Below are 21,185 nucleotides of genomic sequence, written 5' to 3' on the forward strand. Positions count from 1 at the left end.
GCGCTTTCGGCGTGGCGATCCTTAGCGACGCCGCTGGCAACGTCGCAACGTGGCAACCGCGATGGCGGGCAGAGACATCTCCGGTAGCAAAAAAATCCGCGTGCGAACGCTCATCGGTTTGAGTAACACCGCAACTCGTCAAGCGCTGTGATCGAGCAGGCGTTGGCAAGGGCGGTAATGGTCCGCCGAATGGCCGTGCGCGCGTACCGATGTGTGCACCAGGCGCTACGCTCGCCGCGGCATGGATTCAGCTCTTCTATCCGCTGCATGATGCCAATGAGCCAGGGCATGCCCAACGTTGCGCACAACTGGATTCGGCCCGCTGACAGGCAAAAAAAAGCCCCGGCAGTGCCGGGGCTTTCAGATGATTGGCGTCCCCACGGGGATTCGAACCCCGGTGTCCACCGTGAAAGGGTGGTGTCCTAGGCCTCTAGACGATGGGGACGCATATCAAAACCTGAGTTGTCATTCAGACGGCCTAATGTCTGAAGTGGTGGAGCCAGGCGGGATCGAACCGCCGACCTCCTGCATGCCATGCAGGCGCTCTCCCAGCTGAGCTATGGCCCCACGAAACTGAGAACGAAATGATAGCGGCCTGTTAATGTTCGCGCAAGCGCTTTTTCATTCCGAATGAGACGGTGTGGCGTCGCCTCAGACTCAGTTGACGCCGTGCAGATCGCGCAACTGCGTCTGCCGCGCGCCGAAGTACGCTGCCAGGTCGGCGATGTCCTGATCGCTCAGCGCGGTGGCCTGGGCGGTCATCAACGGATGCTGACGGTCGCCGCTACGGTAGGCCTGCAGCGCATGCGCAAGGTAGTCGCCGTATTGGCCGCCCAGTTTGGGATAGCTGGGATCGATCGGCGCATTGCCATCGGCACCGTGGCAGTCCACGCAGCTCTGGCCGGTCGCCTTGCCCTTGGCATGGGCGAGTTTGTCGCCGGCGTCGGCGCGGCCGGTGGGCAGACCTGCCGACGAGCCGGAGCCGTGTTCGCCGCTGGCGTGACCGGGATCGCCAGCGGAGTGATCGGTGGACTCAACCTGGGATTGGGAGCAGGCCGCCATCATCAGGGCAGCGACCAGGGCGATGGCTAGACGCGGAGCGTGCAGGGCGTTCGGCATGTGGGCGCTTACTTGAGGGTGGACAGAAAGGCGGAGATGTCGGCGATGTCCTGCTCGGAGAAGCTCTGCGCCTGTGCCTGCATGGTTGGATGTTTGCGCTTGCCCTGGCGATATTCGGTCAACGCCTGGGTCAGATACTGGCTGGTCTGGCCGCCAATCTTGGGCACCCGATAACTGGGGTAGGCGTTCTTATAGCCGGTGACGCCGTGGCAGCCCTGGCAGGTATAGGCGAGCAAGCGCCCATTTGACGGATTGCCGGTCGGCGCGGCAGGGGTTGCCGCCGCGGCAGCAGGCACCGGGGTGGCCGGAGCTGCGGGTGTGGCTTGCGGTGTTGCTGATGCGCCCCCAAACGGCAGGAAGACGACCAGAGCGATACAAGCGGCGAGCGGCTGCGGGCGCATGGTTTCGTATCCGGAAGACTGATTGAGCGTCCGCACGTGGGGGCGTGGCGGAACCGGACCGAGTATGCCTGCGATTTGGCGCGGCGCAAACCGGGTGAATAGGCCAACTTGAATAGACCATGACCTTTGGCGCATTGGCGGCATGTGCATTTGGGTGGTCTACTTGCCTACAACACCTGTTCACGCATCCACTAGGACACGACGATGTCGCCATTCTCCTTCTTGCCGGGTCGCAGCGGAACCTGCGCCGCTGCATTGTTGATCACCACGAGCCTGCTGCTGGGCGGTTGCAAGGCAGGAGAGGGGGAGGCCAAGGCGGCCGAGGAAAAGAAGGCGGTGGATGCCGTGCCGGTGGAAATCGCCAAGGCCGCGCGCCGTGCGGTAGCCGCCAGTTACACCGGCACCGCTGCGCTGGAGCCGCGCGCCGAGGCGCAAGTGGTGGCCAAGACCTCGGGCGTTGCGCTGTCGGTGATGGTGGAAGAAGGCCAGAAGGTGTCGGCGGGCCAGGCGCTGGTGCGCCTGGATCCGGATCGCGCGCATCTGGCGGTGGCGCAGAGCGAAGCGCAGCTGCGCAAGCTGGAAAACAGCTATCGCCGCGCCACGCAGTTGGTGGGGCAGCAGTTGGTCAGCGCCGCAGATGTGGACCAGCTCAAATTCGATGTCGAAAACAGCCGTGCGCAGCACCGGCTTGCAGCGTTGGAGCTCTCTTACACCACGGTGCAGGCGCCAATCTCCGGCGTGATCGCATCGCGCTCGATCAAGACCGGCAACTTCGTGCAGATCAACACGCCGATCTTCCGCATCGTCGACGATTCGCAGCTCGAGGCCACGCTCAACGTGCCCGAACGCGAACTGGCCACGCTCAAGTCGGGCCAGCCGGTGACCTTGCTGGCCGATGCGCTGCCTGGCCAGCAATTCGTCGGCAAGGTGGACCGCATCGCGCCGGTGGTGGATTCAGGCAGTGGCACGTTTCGTGTGGTCTGCGCGTTCGGCCAGGGGGCCGAAGCGTTGCAGCCGGGCATGTTCGGGCGCATCCGCATCGATTACGACCAACGCAAGGACGCATTGGTGATTCCGCGCCTGGCGTTGTTGGACGATGGCGAACCGGCAGTCTTCGTGGTGCGCAACGGCAAGGTCAGCCGCGTGCCGGTGAAGCTGGGCTATGCCGAAGGGCCGTGGCTGGAAGTGCGGCAGGGCCTGAAGGAAGGCGATCAGGTGGTGACTGCCGGCAAGGTGGCGCTGCGCGACGGCACTGCGGTGCAAGTGATCGGCCAACCCGATCGCAAGCCGGTCGCGGCCAAGGCCGCTGCGCCCGCACATGCTGAGACGCACGCATGAGCGAGAACGGCAACCCGCACGGACCCGTGCATGATCCGCACGCGCCGCTGCCTGGCGGCGGTGGTCTGGTGGCCTTCGCCACGCGGCGGCGTGTGACCATCGCCATGATCACCGTGACCATGCTGCTGTTCGGGCTGATCGCGTTACGCAGCCTCAAGGTCAATCTGCTGCCCGATTTGAGCTATCCCACGCTCACCGTACGCACCGAATACACCGGCGCGGCGCCGGCGGAAATCGAAACGCTGGTGACCGAGCCGGTGGAAGAAGCCGTCGGCGTGGTCAAGAACCTGCGCAAGCTCAAGTCGATCTCGCGCACAGGGCAGAGCGATGTGGTGCTGGAGTTCGCCTGGGGCACCAATATGGACCAGGCCAGCCTGGAGGTGCGCGACAAGATGGAAGCCTTGTCGCTGCCGCTGGAAACCAAGCCGCCGGTGTTGCTGCGTTTCAATCCCTCTACCGAGCCGATCATGCGGCTGGCGTTGTCCCCCAAGCAGGCGCCGGCCTCCGATACCGATGCGATCCGCCAGCTCACCGGCTTGCGCCGCTATGCCGACGAAGACCTGAAAAAGAAGCTCGAACCGGTGGCCGGCGTGGCGGCGGTGAAGGTCGGCGGCGGTCTGGAAGACGAGATTCAGGTCGACATCGATCAACAGAAGCTGGCCCAGCTCAACCTGCCGATCGACAACGTGATCACCCGGCTCAAGGAGGAGAACGTCAACATCTCCGGCGGCCGGCTGGAAGAAGGTTCGCAGCGCTACCTGGTGCGCACGGTGAACCAGTTCGTGGATCTGGACGAGATCCGCAACATGCTGGTGACCACGCAGAGCAGCAGCGGCAGCGCGGCCGAAGCGGCGATGCAGCAGATGTATGCCATTGCGGCGTCCACTGGTTCGCAGGCGGCCCTGGCGGCAGCGGCTGAAGTACAGAGCACCTCCTCGTCGTCCAGCAGCAGCATCGCCGGCGGCATGCCGGTGCGGCTGAAGGATGTGGCGCAGGTGCGCCAGGGCTACAAGGAGCGCGAGGCGATCATCCGCCTGGGCGGCAAGGAAGCGGTGGAGCTGGCGATCTACAAGGAAGGCGATGCCAACACCGTGTCCACGGCGGCGGCGCTGCGCAAGCGCCTGGAGCAGCTCAAGGCGACCGTGCCGGGCGATGTGGAAATCACCACCATCGAGGACCAATCGCACTTCATCGAGCATGCGATCAGCGATGTCAAAAAAGATGCGGTGATCGGCGGTGTGCTGGCGATCCTGATCATCTTCCTGTTCCTGCGCGATGGCTGGAGCACGTTCGTCATCAGCCTGTCGTTGCCGGTGTCGATCATCACCACGTTCTTCTTCATGGGCCAGCTCGGACTGAGCCTCAACGTGATGTCGCTGGGCGGTCTGGCGCTGGCCACCGGCCTGGTGGTGGACGATTCGATCGTGGTACTGGAAAGCATTGCCAAGGCGCGCGAACGCGGCTTGAGCGTGCTGGACGCGGCCATTGCCGGCACCCGCGAAGTGAGCATGGCGGTGATGGCGTCCACGTTGACCACCATTGCGGTGTTCCTGCCGCTGGTGTTCGTCGAGGGCATCGCCGGGCAGTTGTTCCGCGATCAGGCATTGACGGTGGCGATCGCGATCGCGATCTCGCTGGTGGTGTCGATGACGCTCATTCCGATGCTGAGCTCGCTCAAGGGCGCACCGCCGATGGCGTTCCCGGACGAGCCGAGCCATCCGCAGTGGCAGCCCGAGCAGCGCTGGCTCAAGCCGGTGGCGGCCGGCCGGCGTGGTGCAGGTGCGAGCATGCGCTATGGCTTTTTCGGAGCGGCATGGGCCGTAGTGAAGGTGTGGCGCGGGTTGAGCCGCGTGGTGGGGCCGGTGATGCGCAAGGCCAGCGACCTGGCGATGGCGCCGTATGCTCGTGCCGAGCGTGGCTATCTGGGGATCTTGCCGGCGGCGCTGCGGCGCCCCTGGTTGGTGCTGGGACTGGCCGCGGCGGCGTTCATCGGGACGGCGTTGCTGGTGCCGATGCTGGGCGCGGATCTGATTCCGCAGCTGGCGCAGGATCGCTTCGAAATGACCGTCAAACTGCCTTCCGGCACGCCGCTGGCGCAGACCGATGCAGTGGTGCGCGAGTTGCAGCTGGCGCACGACAAGGACCCGGGCATCGCGTCGCTGTACGGCGTCAGCGGCAGCGGCACGCGGTTGGACGCCAACCCCACCGAGAGCGGCGAGAACATTGGCAAGCTCACCGTGGTGATGGCCGGCGGCGGTAGCCCGGCGGTGGAAGCGGCAGCGACCGAGCGGCTGCGCAGCAGCATGGTCGGGCACCCAGGCGCGCAGGTGGATTTCGCGCGACCGGCGTTGTTCAGTTTTTCGACGCCGCTGGAAGTGGAACTGCGCGGCCAGGACCTGGGCGAGCTGGAACGCGCCGGGCAGAAATTGGCGGCGATGTTGCGCGCCAACGGCCACTACGCCGACGTCAAATCGACGGTGGAAGAGGGCTTCCCGGAGATCCAGATCCGTTTCGATCAGGAGCGCGCTGGCGCTTTGGGGCTGACCACGCGCCAGATCGCCGATGTCATCGTCAAGAAGGTGCGCGGCGATGTGGCCACACGCTACAGCTTCCGCGATCGCAAGATCGATGTGCTGGTGCGTGCGCAGCACAGCGACCGCGCCAGTGTGGACGCGATCCGTCAGCTGATCGTCAACCCGGGGAGCAGCCGGCCGGTGCGCCTGGCGGCGGTTGCCGAGGTACTGGCGACGACGGGGCCGAGCGAGATCCATCGCGCCGACCAGACCCGCGTGGCAATCGTGTCGGCCAGCCTGAAGGACATCGACCTGGGCGGTGCGGTGCGCGAAGTGGAGACGATGGTGCGCAAGGACCCGCTTGCAGCCGGCGTAGGCATGCACATCGGTGGGCAGGGCGAGGAACTGGCGCAATCGGTGAAGTCGCTGTTGTTCGCGTTCGGGCTGGCGATCTTCCTGGTCTATCTGGTGATGGCTTCGCAGTTCGAGTCGCTGCTGCATCCGTTCGTCATTCTGTTCACCATTCCGCTGGCAATGGTCGGTGCGGTGCTGGCCCTGCTGATGACCGGCAAGCCGATCTCGGTGGTGGTGTTCATCGGCCTGATTTTGCTGGTGGGCCTGGTGACCAAGAACGCGATCATCCTGATCGACAAGGTCAATCAGCTGCGCGAAGACGGCGTGCCCAAGCGCGAGGCGCTGATCGAAGGTGCGCGCTCGCGCCTGCGGCCGATCATCATGACCACCTTGTGCACCTTGTTCGGCTTCCTGCCGCTGGCGGTGGCGATGGGCGAGGGCGCTGAAGTGCGCGCGCCGATGGCCATTACCGTGATCGGTGGATTGCTGGTCTCGACCTTGCTGACCCTGCTGGTGATACCGGTGGTGTACGACCTGCTGGATCGCCGCGCCGATGCGTATTACCTGGGGCGTGGCCGGCGCATGGCCGGGCAACGCGCGCAGGCGGCAGGCAACGCCGACGGGCTGGAGGCGCTATGAGCGTTGCCGCCTTCAGCATCCGTCGCCCGGTCACCACCATCATGTGCTTCGTGTCGCTGGTGGTGGTGGGCTTGATCGCGGCGTTCCGGCTGCCTTTGGAGGCGCTGCCGGATATTTCCGCGCCATTCCTGTTCGTGCAATTGCCCTACACCGGCTCCACGCCGGACGAGGTGGAACGCAACCTGGTGCGGCCGGCCGAGGAAGCGCTGGCGACGATGACCGGCATCAAGCGCATGCGCTCGACCGCCACCGCCGACGGCGCGAACATCTTCATCGAATTCTCCGACTGGGACCGCGATATCGCCATCGCCGCATCCGATGCGCGCGAGCGATTGGACGCGGTACGCGACGATTTCCCGGAGGATCTGCAGCGCTTCCAGGTCTTCAAATGGTCCAGCAGCGACGAGCCGGTGCTCAAGGTGCGCTTGGCCAGCCAGACCGATCTGACCGGCGCCTACGACATGCTCGATCGCGAGTTCAAGCGGCGCATCGAGCGCATCCCGGGCGTGGCCAAGGTGGAAATTTCCGGTGCGCCGCCGAACGAGGTCGAAATCGCGATCGCGCCGGATCGGCTCACCGCGCACGACCTCAGCCTCAACGACCTGAGCGAGCGCTTGGGCAAGCTCAATTTCTCGGTGTCTGCAGGCCAGATCGACGACAACGGCCAGCGCATCCGGGTGCAGCCAATCGGTGAACTGCGCGACCTGCAGGAATTGCGCGAGCTGGTGCTCAACGCCAAAGGCGTGCGGCTGGGCGACATTGCCGAGGTGCGGCTCAAGCCGACGCGCATGAATTACGGGCGGCGCCTGGATGGGCGCCCGGCCATCGGCCTGGATGTCTACAAGGAGCGAAGCGCCAATCTGGTGGAGGTGTCGAAGGCGGCGTTGAAAGAGGTTGAAGACATCCGCGCCCAACCGGCGCTGCGCGACGTGCAGGTCAAGGTGATCGACAACCAGGGCAAGGCGGTGACCTCCTCGCTGGCCGAACTGGCCGAAGCCGGCGCGGTGGGTCTGCTGTTATCGATCACGGTGTTGTTCTTCTTCCTGCGGCATTGGCCATCGACGCTGATGGTGACCTTGGCGATCCCGATCTGCTTCGCCATTACCTTGGGTTTCATGTATTTCGTCGGGGTCACGCTCAACATCCTGACGATGATGGGGTTGCTGCTGGCAGTGGGTATGTTGGTGGACAACGCCGTGGTGGTGGTGGAAAGCATCTACCAGGAACGCGAGCGCATGCCCGACCAACCGCAGCGTGCCGCGCTGCTGGGAACGCGCAGCGTGGCCATTGCGCTCAGCGCCGGCACCTTGTGCCACTGCATCGTGTTCGTGCCGAACCTGTTCGGCGAGACCAACAACATCAGCATTTTCATGGCGCAGATCGCCATCACCATCTCGGTGTCGTTGCTGGCGTCGTGGCTGGTGGCAATCAGCTTGATTCCGATGTTGTCGGCACGCATGAAAACGCCGCCGATGGTGACCTCCGAGCACGGCGTGATCGCGCGGCTGCAGCGTCGTTACGCCACGTTGCTGGCATGGACGTTGGCGCATCGCGGCTGGAGCGTGGCCGGCATCATTCTGGTCAGTGCGATCAGCCTGGTACCGATGAAGCTGACCAAGATCGACATGTTCGGTGGCGACGGCGGCAATGAGGCCTTCATCCAATACCAGTGGAAAGGCTCGTACACGCGCGAGCAGCTGGGCGAGGAGATCGGCCGTGTCGAAAACTATCTGGAAGCCAATCGCGCCAAGTACCACATCACGCAGATCTACTCATGGTTCAGCGAGGTGGAAGGCAGCAATACGGTGGTGACCTTCGATGCGAGCAAGGTCAAGGACCTGCCGCCGCTGCTGGAAAAAATCCGCAAGGAGCTGCCGCGCTCTGCGCGTACCGATTACAGCATCGGCAACCAGGGCGATGGCGGCAATGGCAACCAAGGCGTGCAAGTGCAGTTGGTCGGCGATTCGACCGATGCACTGAAAGCGCTGGCCGACGATGTGATTCCGCTGCTGGCGCGGCGCAAGGAGTTGCGGGATGTGCATGTCGATACGGGCGACCGCACCAGCGAGCTGGCGATTCGCGTCGACCGCGAGCGCGCAGCTGCATTCGGGTTCAGTGCCGAGCAGGTGGCCAGCTTCGTCGGGTTGGCATTGCGCGGTACGCCGCTGCGCGAGTTCCGCCGCGGCGACAACGAGGTGCCGGTGTGGGTGCGGTTTGCCGGCGCCGAGCAGAGCAAGCCTGAAGATCTGGCCAGCTTCACCGTGCGCACCAAGGATGGCCGCAGCGTACCGTTGCTGAGTCTGGTGGAGGTGCAGATCCGTCCGGCCGCCACGCAGATCGGGCGCACCAATCGGCAGACCACGTTGACCATCAAGGCCAATCTCGCCGAGAAGGTCACCGTGCCGGAGGCGCGTGCGGCGATGGAGGCGCCACTCAAGGCGATGCGTTTCCCGGCCGGCTACAGCTACACCTTCGACGGCGGCGATTATCAGAACGACGGCGAGGCGATGGGCCAGATGGTGTTCAATCTGGTGATCGCGTTGGTGATGATCTACGTGGTGATGGCGGCGGTGTTCGAGTCGCTGCTGTTCCCGGCGGCGATCATGAGCGGGGTGCTGTTCTCGATCTTCGGAGTGTTCTGGCTGTTCTGGATCACCGGGACCTCGTTCGGCATCATGTCCTTCATCGGCATCCTGGTGCTGATGGGCGTGGTGGTGAACAACGGCATCGTGATGATCGAGCACATCAACAATCTGCGCCGCCGCGGGATGGGGCGCACGCAGGCCCTGGTCGAAGGCTCACGCGAGCGCTTGCGGCCCATCATGATGACGATGGGCACCGCGATCCTGGCGATGGTGCCGATTTCGCTGACCAGCACCACGATGTTCAGCGATGGCCCGCCGTACTTCCCGATGGCGCGCGCCATCGCCGGTGGCCTGGCGTTTTCGACGGTGGTGAGCCTGCTATTCCTGCCGACGATCTACGCGATCCTCGACGACATGAGCAGTGGTGCAGCTGCCCTGGTGCGGCGCGCGCGCGGTGTGCCGAAGACGAGGCCGTCGAGCGCTGCGTTGGAGTCTTGAAACCACAACAGCGCTGAAGTCCCAAACGACATAAGGCGCGTTAAGCCCCTCTCCCCTCGGGAGAGGGGTTGGGGTGAGGGTTAGGTTTCGCCGGCCGGTACAAAGCGCCACCGTGTCAAAGCACCTGTCCATCGGTCGCCGGCTTCGGAGAGTAGGAGCGGCAGCATGGCCGGGAATCGGCTCTTCGGCGCGACAGACATCCTGTCTGACGCGCCGTCGCGGCACATCCCTGTGCCGCTCTCCGCCAATCCCAGGCCGCGCTGCCGCCTCGGTATGTCGTCGCCATGGCTTCGAGTAGAAAAGCCGCGCGTTCAAGGATGCCTGGAAAGATTTTTTCTCGGGCCTACGAGCGAACACTGCAGTGATCGCCGTCGTGCAGGATTACTCGATCTTCATGCCGTCATCGGCGAATCAGCACATCTGTATCGACATGCAGATTCGAAGCCATCCAACGATCGACCTGCCGGATATGGCGCCCAGCCAATCAGCCCGCCCGCACCTGCCGCACGATCGCCGCCGCCTTGGCCGAACTTTCCTTGACCTTGTCCCATTGGCCCTGCGCCAGCCAGTCCTTGGGGACCATCCACGAACCGCCGATGCACAGCACATTCGGCTGCGACAGGAACTCGGCCGCGTTGGACTCGCTGATGCCGCCGGTGGGGCACAGTTTGAGCTCGGACAACGGGCCAGCCAGGCCCTTGAGCATCTGCAGACCGCCCACGGCGGTGGCCGGGAACAGCTTGCAGACGCGGAATCCCAGGCCCATCAGGGTCAGCAGCTCGGTCGGCGTTGCTGCGCCAGGTACGGCGGGAATCGGTGCGTCGGCCAGCAGGCGCGCCAGCGGCGCGGGCGTGCCCGGGGTCACCAGGAAGTCTGCACCGGCATCCACCGACTGACGCAGCTGCAATTCGCTCAGCACGGTGCCCGCGCCGATCACGATGTTGGGCAACTCGCGCTTGAGCATCGCCAGCGCGTCGATCGCAACCGGCGTGCGCAGGGTCAGCTCGATCGCGGGCAGGCCGCCTTCGAGCAGCGCATCGGCGACGCGGCGCGCCTGGTCCAGCGTGTCCACGGTGACCACCGGCAGGATGCCGGCATCGCGCAGCAACTGTTCGGCGGTGTTCTGGGTCTGGGCAATCGTCATTGCAACTCCGGGTGACGGCGACCAACGGAGCGGTCGCAGAGAGGGAAGGGGATCAGGCGTCCTTGGACTCGTGCGGTGCCGCGGCGGCTGCGGCATCGGCACCGAGTTCGTACTCGGCGTCGTAGCTCCACAGCGCACCGTCCGGATGCGTCGGGCCGCATGAAATCGAGATCGCGCCCTGGTCGGCGGGGCCGACGACCTGGCGGTTGATGGCGAACAGATTGCGGCCCAGGTCGTTGCCGGCGACGGACGTATTGGGTGCAACCTCGCGCGATGCCCATTCTTCGGCCGAGACCAGCACTTCCAGGGTGCCGGCTTCGCCGTCCAGGCGCACGATGTCGCCTTCGCGTACGCGGCCGATCGGGCCGCCGCGCGCCGCTTCGGGCGTCAGGTGGATTGCGGCCGGGAACTTGCCCGAGGCACCGGACAGGCGACCGTCGGTGACCAATGCCACGCGCCGGCCCTGGTTCTGCAGCAGGCCCAGCAGCGGCGCCATCGAATGCAGCTCCGGCATGCCGTTTGCGCGCGGGCCCTGGTAGCGCAGCACCACCACGAAATCGTGCGGCAACACGCCGGCGGCGTGCAGTTTGTTGAGCACCTGCGGTGTATCGATCACCACGGCCGGCGCCTGGATGCTGCGGTGCTGCGGCTTGACTGCCGACAGCTTGATCAACGAGCGGCCGAGGTTGCCGCGCAGCAGGCGCAGCCCGCCTTGCGATTCGAAGGCATCGCCGACCGGACGCGCCACGCTGTCGTCGGCGGTGGTGGCGGTGCCCGGCACGTAGGTCACCTTGCCGTCCTGCAGGCGCGGCTCATTGATGTAGGCGCGCATGCCGCCTTCCACCACGGTCGGCAGGTCGTCGTGCATGTAACCGGCGTCCATCAGCTCGCGGAACACGAATGCCGTGCCGCCCGCGGCCTGGAAGCGATTCACGTCGGCTTCGCCGTTCGGGTAGATGCGCGTCAGCAGGGGCACCGTCTGCGAGATCAGGTCCATGTCGTCCCAGGTCAGTACGATGCCGGCCGCACGCGCCACTGCGATCCAGTGGATGGTGTGGTTGGTCGAGCCACCGGTCGCCATCAACGCGACCACGGCATTGACGATGGCGCGCTCGTCGATCAGGCGGCCGAACGGACGGAAGTCCTCGCCCAGCGCGGAGATCGCCAACGCGCGCGCGGTGCCTTCGCGGGTCAATGCATCGCGCAACGGCAGCTCCGGATTGACGAACGAGGCACCGGGCAGCTGCACGCCCATCGCTTCGAGCAATACCTGGTTGGAGTTGGCCGTGCCGTAGAAGGTGCAGGTGCCGGGCGAGTGGTAGGACGAGGCTTCGGCTTCGAGCAGCTCGGCGCGGGTGGCTTCGCCAGCGGCGTAGCGTTCGCGCACTTCGGCCTTCTGCTTGTTCGGGATGCCCGGCGTCATTGGGCCGGCCGGCATGAAGATCGCCGGCAAATGGCCGAACGCCAGCGCACCGATCAGCAGGCCCGGCACGATCTTGTCGCATACGCCCAGGTACACCACGCTGTCGAACATGTCGTGGCTCAGGCCGATGGCTGTCGCCTGGGCGATGTTGTCGCGCGAAAACAGCGACAGCTCCATGCCGGCGCGGCCCTGGGTCACGCCGTCGCACATCGCCGGCACGCCACCCGCCACCTGTGCGGTAGCACCGAGCGTGCGGGCAGTCTCGCGAATCAGCTGCGGGTAGTGCTCGAACGGCTGATGCGCCGACAACATGTCGTTATAGGCAGTGATGATGCCCAGGTTGGGCGTGGCCGCACCGCGCAGGCGCGATTTGTCGCCCGGCTCGGACGCAGCGAAGCCGTGCGCAAGATTGCCGCAGCTCAACCGGCTACGGAACGGGCCCTCACGCAGGGCGGCATCGAGACCGGCCAGATACGCCGCGCGCGAGGGAGCGCTGCGCTTGCGGATACGGTCGGTGACGGCTTGGATATTCGGATGCAGGCTCATTGGCTACCGGCTATGAGAAACGGGGGAAGAAAGCGTTTTTCTTAAATCCCCGCACAAGGATGTGCGGGCTCTTGCGAGGGACTCGCACTCAAGCGCACCAATGCACCCGCAACCGCGGACCGGGCTGCTGCAGCGCCACGCGGATCGGATACTCATTGATGTCGTCGCCGGCCAACGCGGCCTGCAGCACGTCCAGCTTCTGCTTGCCACGCAACAGCAGCAGGCGCGTTGGAATGCTGGCAAGCCCTGCGGGCGTCAGGGTGATGCGCAACGGCCATTGGTTCGAGCCCGGGCAGCCGGTGGCATCCAGCGATGCGTACGGCTGCGGGCTGGCGAGCGCCTTCGGCAGGTCGGTGGCACCCGGGAACAACGACGCGGTGTGCCCGTCGCCGCCCATGCCCAGCACTGCCAGGCAGGCCGGTTCGGCATGCCTGGCCTGCAGGTTGGCGGTGTGCACGCATTCGGGCAGTTGCTTGCCCGGACGGACCAGCGGAATGAAGGTCGCGGCCGATGCGTGGGTCAGGAAGCTGTGATTGACCAGCCAGGCATTGCTGTCCTGATCCTGCGGCGACAACCAGCGTTCATCGACCAGGCCCACTTCCACCCGCGACCAGTCCAGCGGCCGGTGGGCGAGGGACTCGTACACCGGCGCTGGCGTGGTGCCGCCGGACAGCAGCATGCGTGCTTGGCCACGCCGGGAGATCTCCTGTTCCAGCAGGTCGGCCATTTCGCTGGCCACCGCCTCGGTCCATTCGGCCGGGTCGTCGTAGCGCACCAGGGTGATGCGCGGGTTGTCCTGCAGATTCATCGCTGCTCCCCGGGGTGCTGACGTTGTGCATCCACCGCGTAGGCGGCGGCGCCCAGCAGGCCGGCATGCGGGTGCATGACCGCCAGCGATGGCACCTTCGACATGATCGCGGAGAAACGGCCCTTGTGTTCGAAGCGCTGGCGAAAGCCGGAATGCTGCAGCGAATCCAGCACCTTGGGCACCAGCCCGCCGGTGAGGAACACGCCGTCCCAGGCGCCCTGCATCAGCACCATGTCGCCGGCGATCGCACCGAAGATGGCGCAGAACAGATCGATGGTGCGCGAGGACCGCGGGTCGCCCGCAGCCGCGCGTGCGGTGATGTCCTTGGGTTGCAGCGGGCCCGGATCGACCCCCGCGATCTCGCTCAACGCGCGATGGATATTGACCAGGCCCGGACCGCAGATCAGCCGCTCGTTGGAGACCCGGCCGAACTGCTCGGACAGGATTTCCAGGATGCGGATTTCTTCCGGCGTGCCGGGCGGGAAGCTGACATGGCCGCCTTCGGTTTCCAGCGGAAAGCAGCGCCCGTTGCGGATGATCAGGCCGCCCACGCCCAGGCCGGTGCCCGGGCCGATCACGCCATAGTTGCGCGCTTGATCGATCGGTGCCGGACGCCAGCTGGCGCCGCCTACCTGCACCACGTCCTGTGGACGCAGCAGGCTGATCGCCATCGCCTGCGCGGCAAAGTCGTTGATCAGATGCAAGGTACTGAAACCCAGCATGGTGGCGGTGCGCGAGCGCGAGATCACCCAGGGATGGTTGGTGATGCGTGCCTCGTCGCCGTCCACGCGGCCCGCCACGGCGAACACGCCCTGGGTGGCCTGCACGCCGATCTGGTCCAGGTAATAGCGCGCCGCTTCGCCCAGCGAACCGAAATCCACCACCGCAAATTCGCGCGAGGTGTCATCCAGCAACGGCACCGAGGCGTCGACATCGGCCAGCGCGAAGCGCGCATTGGTACCGCCGATATCGGCAACCAGCACCGGCTTGGAAGGAGCGGTCATGCGTTGTTTCCCTGTGCGTCGGTGGCCGGGGGCAGGAAGTGGGCGGCCGATTCGGGACCCCAGCTGCCGGCCGGGTAGGGCTGCAGCGGCAGCGCGGCGTCTTTCCAGGCGTCGCTCACGCTGTCGATCCACGACCACGCCGCCTTGACCTCGTCGTCGCGCACGAACAGCGCGGGGTTACCGTTGAAGGCGTCGACGAACAGACGTTCGTAGGCGATACGACGGTGCAGGCCGGTCGGCACCGACAGTTCCAGTTCCAGCGGCTGCAGTTCGATCGCACCCCATTCCGGGCCAGCCAGGCTGCTCATCAGGCCGAGCTCGATGTTTTCCTGCGGCTGCAACTGGAAGGTCAGGCGGTTCGGCACCGCGTTCTGGCGGTCGGGGCGTTCGAACAGCCAGTGCGTCACCGGCTTGAGCGTCACCACGATGCGGGTGGAGCGCTCGGCCAGACGCTTGCCGGTGCACAGGTGGAACGGCACGCCGGCCCAGCGCCAGTTATCGATATGCGCGGTGACGGCGACAAAGGTTTCCACGTCGCTGCCTTCCGGCGGGTGGTAGGCCTGCGCCGGCTGGCCGTTGATGCTGCCGGCGGTGTAGCGGCCGCGCACGCAGTCGTGCGCGGCGTGCTCGGCGGTCATCGGGCGCAGGGCGCGCAGCACCTTGACCTTCTCATCGCGGATGCGGTCGGCTTCCAGCGAGGCCGGCGGCTCCATTGCCACCAGGCACAACAGCTGCAGGATATGGCTCTGCACCATGTCGCGCAGGGCGCCGGAGCGGGCGTAGTAGGCATCGCGCCCGTCGACGCCTTCGCTTTCGGCGACCAGGATCTGCACCGACTCGATGTAGGTCCGGTTCCAGACCGCCTCCAGCAGCGTGTTGCCGAAGCGCAGCGCGATCAGGTTCTGCACCGCTGCCTTGCCCAAGTAATGGTCCAGGCGGAACACGCGGTCTTCGTCGATCAGCGCGCCGATCGACTGCAGGATGTCGCGGGCGCTGTCCGAGTCGTGGCCGATCGGTTTTTCCAGCATCAAGCGATGCGGTGCCGCCAGGGCGCCACCCAGCGCCAGGCCCTGGCAGGTGCTGATGTACAGGCCCGGCGGGATCGCCAGATAGCTCACACACCGACGGCTGGCCAGTTCGCGGACCGCGTCGGCCACCGAATCGGCATTGCGCAGATCCACCGAGCGATAGTCGACCCGTTGTAGCAGCGTGTCGATCTGTTCGGCGGTCGCGATCGGCAGCGCTTCGGTCAGGCGCGGCCGCAGCACGTCGCGAAATGCATCGGTGTCGTGCGGCGACAGCGCCAGCGCACGGATGCGGAAGTCCTCCGGCAACAGACCGTCGATGAACAGACGCAGCAGGGAAGGAAAGAGATAGCGCTGGGCAAGATCGCCGGTGGCGCCGAACAGGATCAGGGTGTTGTGCATGGACCGCGTTTCAGATTCTGGAGACATCGTTATCAGCAGCTTGGCGGAAAGGCGCCGGTCGGCCGGCGGTCGGTACGTCTGTTCCTGAGCGACACTTGCGTGCGCGCAGCGGGGGATGGACGCTGACACCCAATCCCGGATTGTTGCAGCAACTGGCGATCAGCGGTTAGCGCCATGGCGGCATAGCTGCACTTGCGTGATGGCATGCCATGCTGCGTGCGGCGAGCTGCACTGCAGGCAATGGCGTCATGACTGAGTGGTGGCATGCTCCTCCGGCGATCGATGTTGCCATGTGAAAACGATTACATGTCAGAATAAACCAATGCATTCGTTTGCAGGAAGTTCCTTGCAAGCGCATGCGGCGTCACCGCCATCGGGAAGGCCGAGGGCAGGGCGCACAACTTACGTTGAGGCCGAACGATGGCGAAAGTGCAGTTGGAAGGTGTCCGCAAGGTCTACGACAATGGCCAGGTGGCGGTGCAGGGCGCGAGTTTCGAAGTGGCCGATGGCGAACTGATGGTGCTGGTGGGACCGTCCGGCTGCGGCAAATCGACCCTGTTGCGCATGATCGCCGGTCTTGAAGACATCAGCGCCGGCACGCTGAAGATCGGCGAGCGCGTGGTCAACGACGTGGCGCCAAAGGATCGCGACATCGCCATGGTGTTCCAGAGCTACGCGCTGTATCCGCACATGACCGTGGCCGAGAACCTGGCGTTCGGGCTCAAGCTGCGTGGGCATCCGAAGCAGGTCATCGCCGAGCGCGTCAACAACGCCGCAGAGTTGTTGGGCCTGACCCCGATGCTGGACAAGCTGCCCAAGGCGATGTCCGGCGGTCAGCGTCAGCGCGTGGCGCTGGGCCGGGCGATGGTGCGTGAATCCTCGGTGTTCCTGCTCGACGAACCGCTGTCCAACCTGGACGCCAAGTTGCGCCACAGCGTGCGCACCGAGATTGCGCAGCTGCACCGCAAGCTTGGCACCACCATGATCTACGTCACCCACGATCAGGTCGAAGCGATGACGCTTGGCCAGCGCATCGTGGTGCTCAAGGATGGCGTGATCCAGCAGATCGACAGCCCGATGGCGCTGTACGACCGTCCGGCCAATCTGTTCGTCGCCGGTTTCCTCGGCAGCCCGGCGATGAACGTGCTGCAGGGGCGTTTGGACCCGCACGACGGCCTGCACCTGGTCATGGCCGATGGTTGGCGCGTCCCGCTGGGCGCGGCGCGGGTCGATGCGGGTTGGTTCGGCCAGGACGTGATCGTCGGCGTGCGCCCGGAGCACTTGCAGCCGTCCGACGATGCGGTGCTGGGCTTCGATGCGCGTGTCGATGTGATCGAGCCGGTCGGCAACGAGATCTTCCTCAATCTCGACCGTGGCGGTCAGCCGCTGGTGATCCGTGTCCCGCCGCAGAGCTTGCCGGCGGTGGGCCAGCCGTTGCGCCTGGCATTGCGCAGCCAGGCCTTGCACTTTTTCGATCCAGCCACCGGGCAGCGGCTGGAGGCCGCGTAGGCCGACTGGTCAAACAGCGACGCCGCCAGACGGGCACGGCGGGCGTTCGGAATCGGTGGGTGTCGCTTTGTCACTGAGGTGCTGCACGACGTCGACGCCCGCCTGGCACGGCTCGCGACGGTTTTCGCTGCTAGCGCTCCAGCCCCGTCGTAAGTGCGCGCGGCCGGGCGCCATGCCTGCCCGCCTGCAACGCGGTACCGGCGTCCAGCGTCAACTCCAACGGCAATACCGCCAGCGCAAGGTTCCCGGCCACGCTCACCACTGTGCCGATCGCGCTACCGTCCAACGCGACGGCATCGCCTGCATCCACGGCAGCATCGGTTTCCAGCAACTGCAACGCGCGCTTGGCCTTGCCCAGGAAGTGCGTCCGCGCCACGATTTCCTGGCCCGGGTAGCAGCCTTTCTTGACGCTGTACGCCTGCAGGCGGTCCAGTGCCAACTGCTGCGGCGTCCATTGTTCGCGCTGGCCCTCGACCAGGCGGGCGAGCCCCAGTTGCAGATCGGTCGTCCGCCACTGCGCATCTGCACTCGGCAGTTCGATAGGCGTCGCCAATGCATCCGCGCTGTAGAGCAATAACGTGCGCGGCAGCGCGGTGCTGCCCAGATCCAGCTCGATACGCTGCGTTCCGATCTCGGCCCGTGCGGCATGCGCGTGCTCCGGTGCTGCGAAGCCGCCGTAGGCAAACAGCGTGGCAATACCGATTTTCAGCTTGCGGCGGAACACGAAACGGCTGAGTTGCGTGGCGATCTCGGCCGCGTTGCCGTCCGGCAACAGCATCAGTAAGTGTGCGTCGTCCTCACGCAGGAGTGCGAAGATGGCAATCACGCGCCCTTTCGCCGTCAGCCACGCGTTCCACTGCCACTGCCCGATCGCCAGCGCCTGTACGTCGTTGGCAAATTGGGCATGCGCAAACGCCACTGCATCCGTACCGGCCAGTCGGACGTATTGCATGTCGTGCAGGGAGCCAAAACCCTGCGGAATAAGATTCAGGTTGTCAGCCACGGAAGGGGAGGACTAAAATCGCCAAGTTGTGAGAGCACTATGATAGGCCATCCAACCCCCACCCCAGCGCAGGATTCCGAGACGCAGCCTTCTTCTCAGGAGCATATTCCCGAGAAAAAGCCACTGCCGAAGGAGATTGGTGGGCGCGACGGCCCCGAGCCAACGCGCTACGGCGACTGGGAAAAAAATGGACGCTGCATCGATTTTTGAGCAGCTTTTAGCCACAGCGGCCTAGTGCCGCCCAGCCGAGAAAACGAGCCCAGCGAATGGCGATCCGCGAACGTCCTCTCTCCCCGCATCTCCAGGTATACCGTTGGCAGATACAGATGGTGACCTCGATTCTCAATCGAGCCACCGGCATCGTACTGACCGTCGGCGCACTGGCGATTGCCGCCGCCTTGCTGACCTTGATGCTTGGCCCCGACCATTGGAATTGTTTCCGCGCTCAGGCTGCAACCTGGTATGGGCAGGTCTTCCTGTTCGGCTGGACCTGGTCGTTCGCCTTCCACCTGTTCGGTGGCCTGCGTCACATGCTGCAGGACTTCGGGCAAGGCTACGCCGTGCGCTCGTTCATCAGCATGGGTTGGTTGTCGGTGGTTCTGAGCCTTGTGCTCACCGCTGCCATCTGGGCTTACGTACTGCTGTCCGGAGGTGCCGTATGAGCCGCTACCGTACCCCGCTGAAGAATGTGCGCGGCCTGGGTGCCGCCAAGACCGGTACCGAACATTTCGTGATCCAGCGCTTGACCGCGGCCGCATTGGTGCCGCTGTCGATCTGGTTCCTGGTCTTCGTGCTGAGCCTGATCGGTGCCGATCACGCTGCCGCCAGCGCGGCAGTGGCCAAGCCGTGGAATGCGATTCTGCTTGTCGCCTTCCTCATCGCCTCGTTCTGGCATGCGCAGCTGGGCATGCAGGTGGTACTGGAAGACTACGTGCACGACTCGTTGCTCGCGCTGATTGCGCAGACCCTCGTGCGTTTTGTTGCCGTGCTGGGCGCCATCGTCAGCGTGTTTGCCGTGGCGCGTATCGCGCTGGGCATGAGCTGAGTCGTCAGCGACCAAACAGGAACCCATAATTCGATGTCCGCTTACAAGATCACAGAACACAAGTACGACATGGTCGTGGTGGGCGCCGGTGGCGCCGGCCTGCGCGCCACGTTCGGCCTGGCCCAGAAGGGCCTGCAGACGGTCTGCCTGACCAAGGTCTTCCCGACCCGTTCGCACACCGTGGCAGCGCAGGGCGGTATTTCCGCAGCGCTGGGCAACATGGGCGAAGACGATTGGCGTTATCACTTTTACGACACCATCAAGGGTTCCGATTGGCTGGGCGACCAGGACGCGATCGAGTACATGTGTCGCGAGGCGATTCCGGCCATCATCGAACTCGAGCACTACGGCGTGCCGTTCTCGCGGACCGAAGAGGGCAAGATCTACCAGCGCCCGTTCGGCGGCATGACCACCAAGTATGGTGAAGGCCCGTCCGCGCAGCGTACCTGCGCCGCAGCCGATCGTACCGGCCACGCCATGCTGCATACCTTGTATCAGCAGTCGTTGGCGCACAACGCACGCTTCATGATCGAGTACTTCGCGCTCGATCTGATCTTCGACGAAGAAGGCGTTTGCCGTGGCGTGCTCGCACTGGACATGGCCGAAGGTTCGCTGCATCTGTTCCGCGCCCACGGCGTGGTGCTGGCGACCGGCGGTTACGGACGTGCCTACTTCAGCGCCACCTCCGCACACACCTGTACCGGTGATGGCGGCGGCCTGGTGATGCGTGCGGGCCTGCCTGTGCAGGACATGGAATTCGTGCAGTTCCATCCCACTGGCATCTACGGTGCGGGCTGCCTGATCACCGAAGGCGTGCGCGGCGAAGGCGGCATCCTGCGTAACAGCAATGGCGAGCGCTTCATGGAGCGCTACGCACCGCATTACAAGGACTTGGCTTCGCGCGACGTGGTGTCGCGTTCGATGACGGTGGAAATTCGCGAAGGCCGCGGTGTAGGCGAGCACAAGGATCACATCCTGCTCGACCTGACCCACCTTGGGCCGGAAGTGATCAACGAAAAGTTGCCCGGCATCGCCGAAAGCGCACACATCTTCGCCGGTGTGGACGTGACCAAGCAGCCGATCCCGGTGCTGCCGACGGTGCACTACAACATGGGCGGTATTCCGACCAACTTCTACGGCGAGGTCGTGCGCAAGCGGGGCGACGATGCGGATGCCGTGGTGCCGGGCCTGTATGCCATCGGCGAGGCGGCGTGCGTCTCGGTCCATGGTGCAAACCGTCTGGGCTCGAACTCATTGCTGGACCTGGTGGTGTTCGGTCGCGCGGTCGCCAACCGCTGTGCCGAAACGGTCAAGCCCAATCAGCCGCACAAGACCTTGCCGTCCGATGCCTGCGACAAGGCCCTGGGCCTGCTGGACAAGCTGCGTCACGCCAACGGCTCCACGCCGACGGCCGTGATCCGCGACAACATGCAGCGCACCATGCAGTCGGACGCCGCCGTGTTCCGCACCAGCAAGACGCTGAAAGAAGGCGTGGACAAGATGGCCGAGATCTTCGCCACCTTCGAGGACGTCAAGGTGTCGGACCGCTCGCTGGTGTGGAATTCGGACCTGATCGAGACCTATGAATTGAACAACCTGCTGCTCAACGCGGTGGCGACGATCAATTCGGCCGAACAGCGCAAGGAAAGCCGTGGCGCGCATTCGCACGAAGACTTCCCGGACCGCGACGACGTCAACTGGCAGAAGCACACGTTGGTGACCGTCGACGACAAGGGCAAGTGCGAGTTCGACTACCGCCCTGTGCACATGTACACGCTGAGCAAGGATGTGGACGTGGTCCCGCCGAAGCCGCGCGTTTACTGATCGAT

16 protein-coding genes and 2 tRNA genes are annotated in these 21,185 nt (G+C 65.0%); 8 read left to right on the forward strand and 10 right to left on the reverse strand.

The features are described 5' to 3' along the window. Positions 1–369 precede the first annotated feature (369 nt). From AMD14_RS10920 to AMD14_RS10935, 4 genes are all read right to left on the reverse strand, one after another. Positions 370–445: transfer RNA gene (locus AMD14_RS10920), tRNA-Glu, on the reverse strand. 46 nt (positions 446–491) lie between these two features. Continuing rightward, positions 492–567 (reverse strand) — tRNA-Ala (locus tag AMD14_RS10925). Between the two features lie 90 nt (positions 568–657). After that, the gene (locus AMD14_RS10930; RefSeq protein WP_005915693.1) at positions 658–1,119 is read right to left on the reverse strand and encodes a c-type cytochrome; all 462 of its coding nucleotides are present in this window, start codon (positions 1,117–1,119) and stop codon (positions 658–660) included. 8 nt (positions 1,120–1,127) lie between these two features. After that, a complete protein-coding gene (locus AMD14_RS10935; RefSeq protein ID WP_011051309.1) occupies positions 1,128–1,520 on the reverse strand; it encodes a c-type cytochrome in 393 nt (130 codons plus the stop codon). A 204-nt stretch (positions 1,521–1,724) separates the two neighbouring features. On the opposite strand from AMD14_RS10935, the gene AMD14_RS10940 reads away from it, so the two are divergent. The 3 genes from AMD14_RS10940 to AMD14_RS10950 are packed head-to-tail and all read left to right on the forward strand — an operon-like array spanning position 1,725 to position 9,447. After that, positions 1,725–2,858 (forward strand): efflux RND transporter periplasmic adaptor subunit, encoded by a 1,134-nt coding sequence (locus tag AMD14_RS10940; RefSeq protein WP_015463165.1) that lies wholly within the window; start codon positions 1,725–1,727, stop codon positions 2,856–2,858. After that, the gene (locus tag AMD14_RS10945) at positions 2,855–6,364 is read left to right on the forward strand and encodes an efflux RND transporter permease subunit (protein WP_015463166.1); all 3,510 of its coding nucleotides are present in this window, start codon (positions 2,855–2,857) and stop codon (positions 6,362–6,364) included. The genes AMD14_RS10940 and AMD14_RS10945 overlap by 4 nt, the downstream gene beginning before the upstream one ends. Continuing rightward, entirely contained in the window at positions 6,361–9,447 is a 3,087-nt protein-coding gene (locus AMD14_RS10950) for an efflux RND transporter permease subunit (protein ID WP_011051311.1), read from the forward strand. The genes AMD14_RS10945 and AMD14_RS10950 overlap by 4 nt, the downstream gene beginning before the upstream one ends. A 484-nt stretch (positions 9,448–9,931) precedes the next feature. Here the strand turns inward: AMD14_RS10950 and AMD14_RS10955 are convergent, their stop codons facing one another. The 5 genes from AMD14_RS10955 to zwf all read right to left on the reverse strand — a co-directional run bounded on the left by AMD14_RS10955 (position 9,932) and on the right by zwf (position 15,799). Continuing rightward, a complete protein-coding gene (locus tag AMD14_RS10955) occupies positions 9,932–10,591 on the reverse strand; it encodes a bifunctional 4-hydroxy-2-oxoglutarate aldolase/2-dehydro-3-deoxy-phosphogluconate aldolase (RefSeq protein ID WP_003482798.1) in 660 nt (219 codons plus the stop codon). Between the two features lie 52 nt (positions 10,592–10,643). After that, on the reverse strand, positions 10,644–12,560 hold the full coding sequence (edd, locus tag AMD14_RS10960) for a phosphogluconate dehydratase (RefSeq protein WP_003482797.1): 1,917 nt from the start codon (positions 12,558–12,560) through the stop codon (positions 10,644–10,646). Positions 12,561–12,648: 88 nt separating this feature from the next. Further along, complete coding sequence (gene pgl, locus AMD14_RS10965) at positions 12,649–13,368, reverse strand: 6-phosphogluconolactonase (RefSeq protein WP_005916768.1); 720 nt, start codon at positions 13,366–13,368, stop codon at positions 12,649–12,651. After that, entirely contained in the window at positions 13,365–14,372 is a 1,008-nt protein-coding gene (gene glk, locus AMD14_RS10970) for a glucokinase (protein ID WP_005929801.1), read from the reverse strand. The genes pgl and glk overlap by 4 nt, the downstream gene beginning before the upstream one ends. Continuing rightward, positions 14,369–15,799: a glucose-6-phosphate dehydrogenase gene (zwf, locus tag AMD14_RS10975; protein WP_005923374.1), complete on the reverse strand. Its 1,431-nt coding sequence runs from the start codon at positions 15,797–15,799 to the stop codon at positions 14,369–14,371. Before zwf ends, glk begins: the two co-directional genes overlap by 4 nt. A gap of 420 nt (positions 15,800–16,219) precedes the next feature. Between zwf and AMD14_RS10980 the strand changes: the two genes are divergently transcribed. Next, positions 16,220–17,308: an ABC transporter ATP-binding protein gene (locus AMD14_RS10980; RefSeq protein WP_005916757.1), complete on the forward strand. Its 1,089-nt coding sequence runs from the start codon at positions 16,220–16,222 to the stop codon at positions 17,306–17,308. 130 nt (positions 17,309–17,438) lie between these two features. Here AMD14_RS10980 and ygfZ read toward each other — a convergent pair whose 3' ends face one another. Further along, the gene (gene ygfZ, locus AMD14_RS10985; protein WP_011051312.1) at positions 17,439–18,311 is read right to left on the reverse strand and encodes a CAF17-like 4Fe-4S cluster assembly/insertion protein YgfZ; all 873 of its coding nucleotides are present in this window, start codon (positions 18,309–18,311) and stop codon (positions 17,439–17,441) included. 39 nt (positions 18,312–18,350) lie between these two features. On the opposite strand from ygfZ, the gene AMD14_RS25290 reads away from it, so the two are divergent. From AMD14_RS25290 to sdhA, 4 genes are read left to right on the forward strand one after another with little or no spacing between them, the layout of a single operon-like run. Beyond that, positions 18,351–18,521, forward strand: coding sequence for a DUF1674 domain-containing protein (locus tag AMD14_RS25290; RefSeq protein ID WP_005929790.1), 171 nt, complete (start codon positions 18,351–18,353; stop codon positions 18,519–18,521). Between the two features lie 56 nt (positions 18,522–18,577). Continuing rightward, positions 18,578–18,973 (forward strand): succinate dehydrogenase, cytochrome b556 subunit, encoded by a 396-nt coding sequence (sdhC, locus tag AMD14_RS10990; RefSeq protein ID WP_011051314.1) that lies wholly within the window; start codon positions 18,578–18,580, stop codon positions 18,971–18,973. Then, positions 18,970–19,356, forward strand: coding sequence for a succinate dehydrogenase, hydrophobic membrane anchor protein (sdhD, locus tag AMD14_RS10995; RefSeq protein ID WP_011051315.1), 387 nt, complete (start codon positions 18,970–18,972; stop codon positions 19,354–19,356). Before sdhC ends, sdhD begins: the two co-directional genes overlap by 4 nt. 33 nt (positions 19,357–19,389) lie before the next feature. Beyond that, complete coding sequence (gene sdhA, locus AMD14_RS11000) at positions 19,390–21,180, forward strand: succinate dehydrogenase flavoprotein subunit (RefSeq protein ID WP_011051316.1); 1,791 nt, start codon at positions 19,390–19,392, stop codon at positions 21,178–21,180. Positions 21,181–21,185 lie beyond the last annotated feature (5 nt).

The organism is Xanthomonas citri pv. citri, assembly GCF_000961215.1.
GTDB classification, from domain to species: Bacteria; Pseudomonadota; Gammaproteobacteria; order Xanthomonadales; family Xanthomonadaceae; genus Xanthomonas; species Xanthomonas cissicola.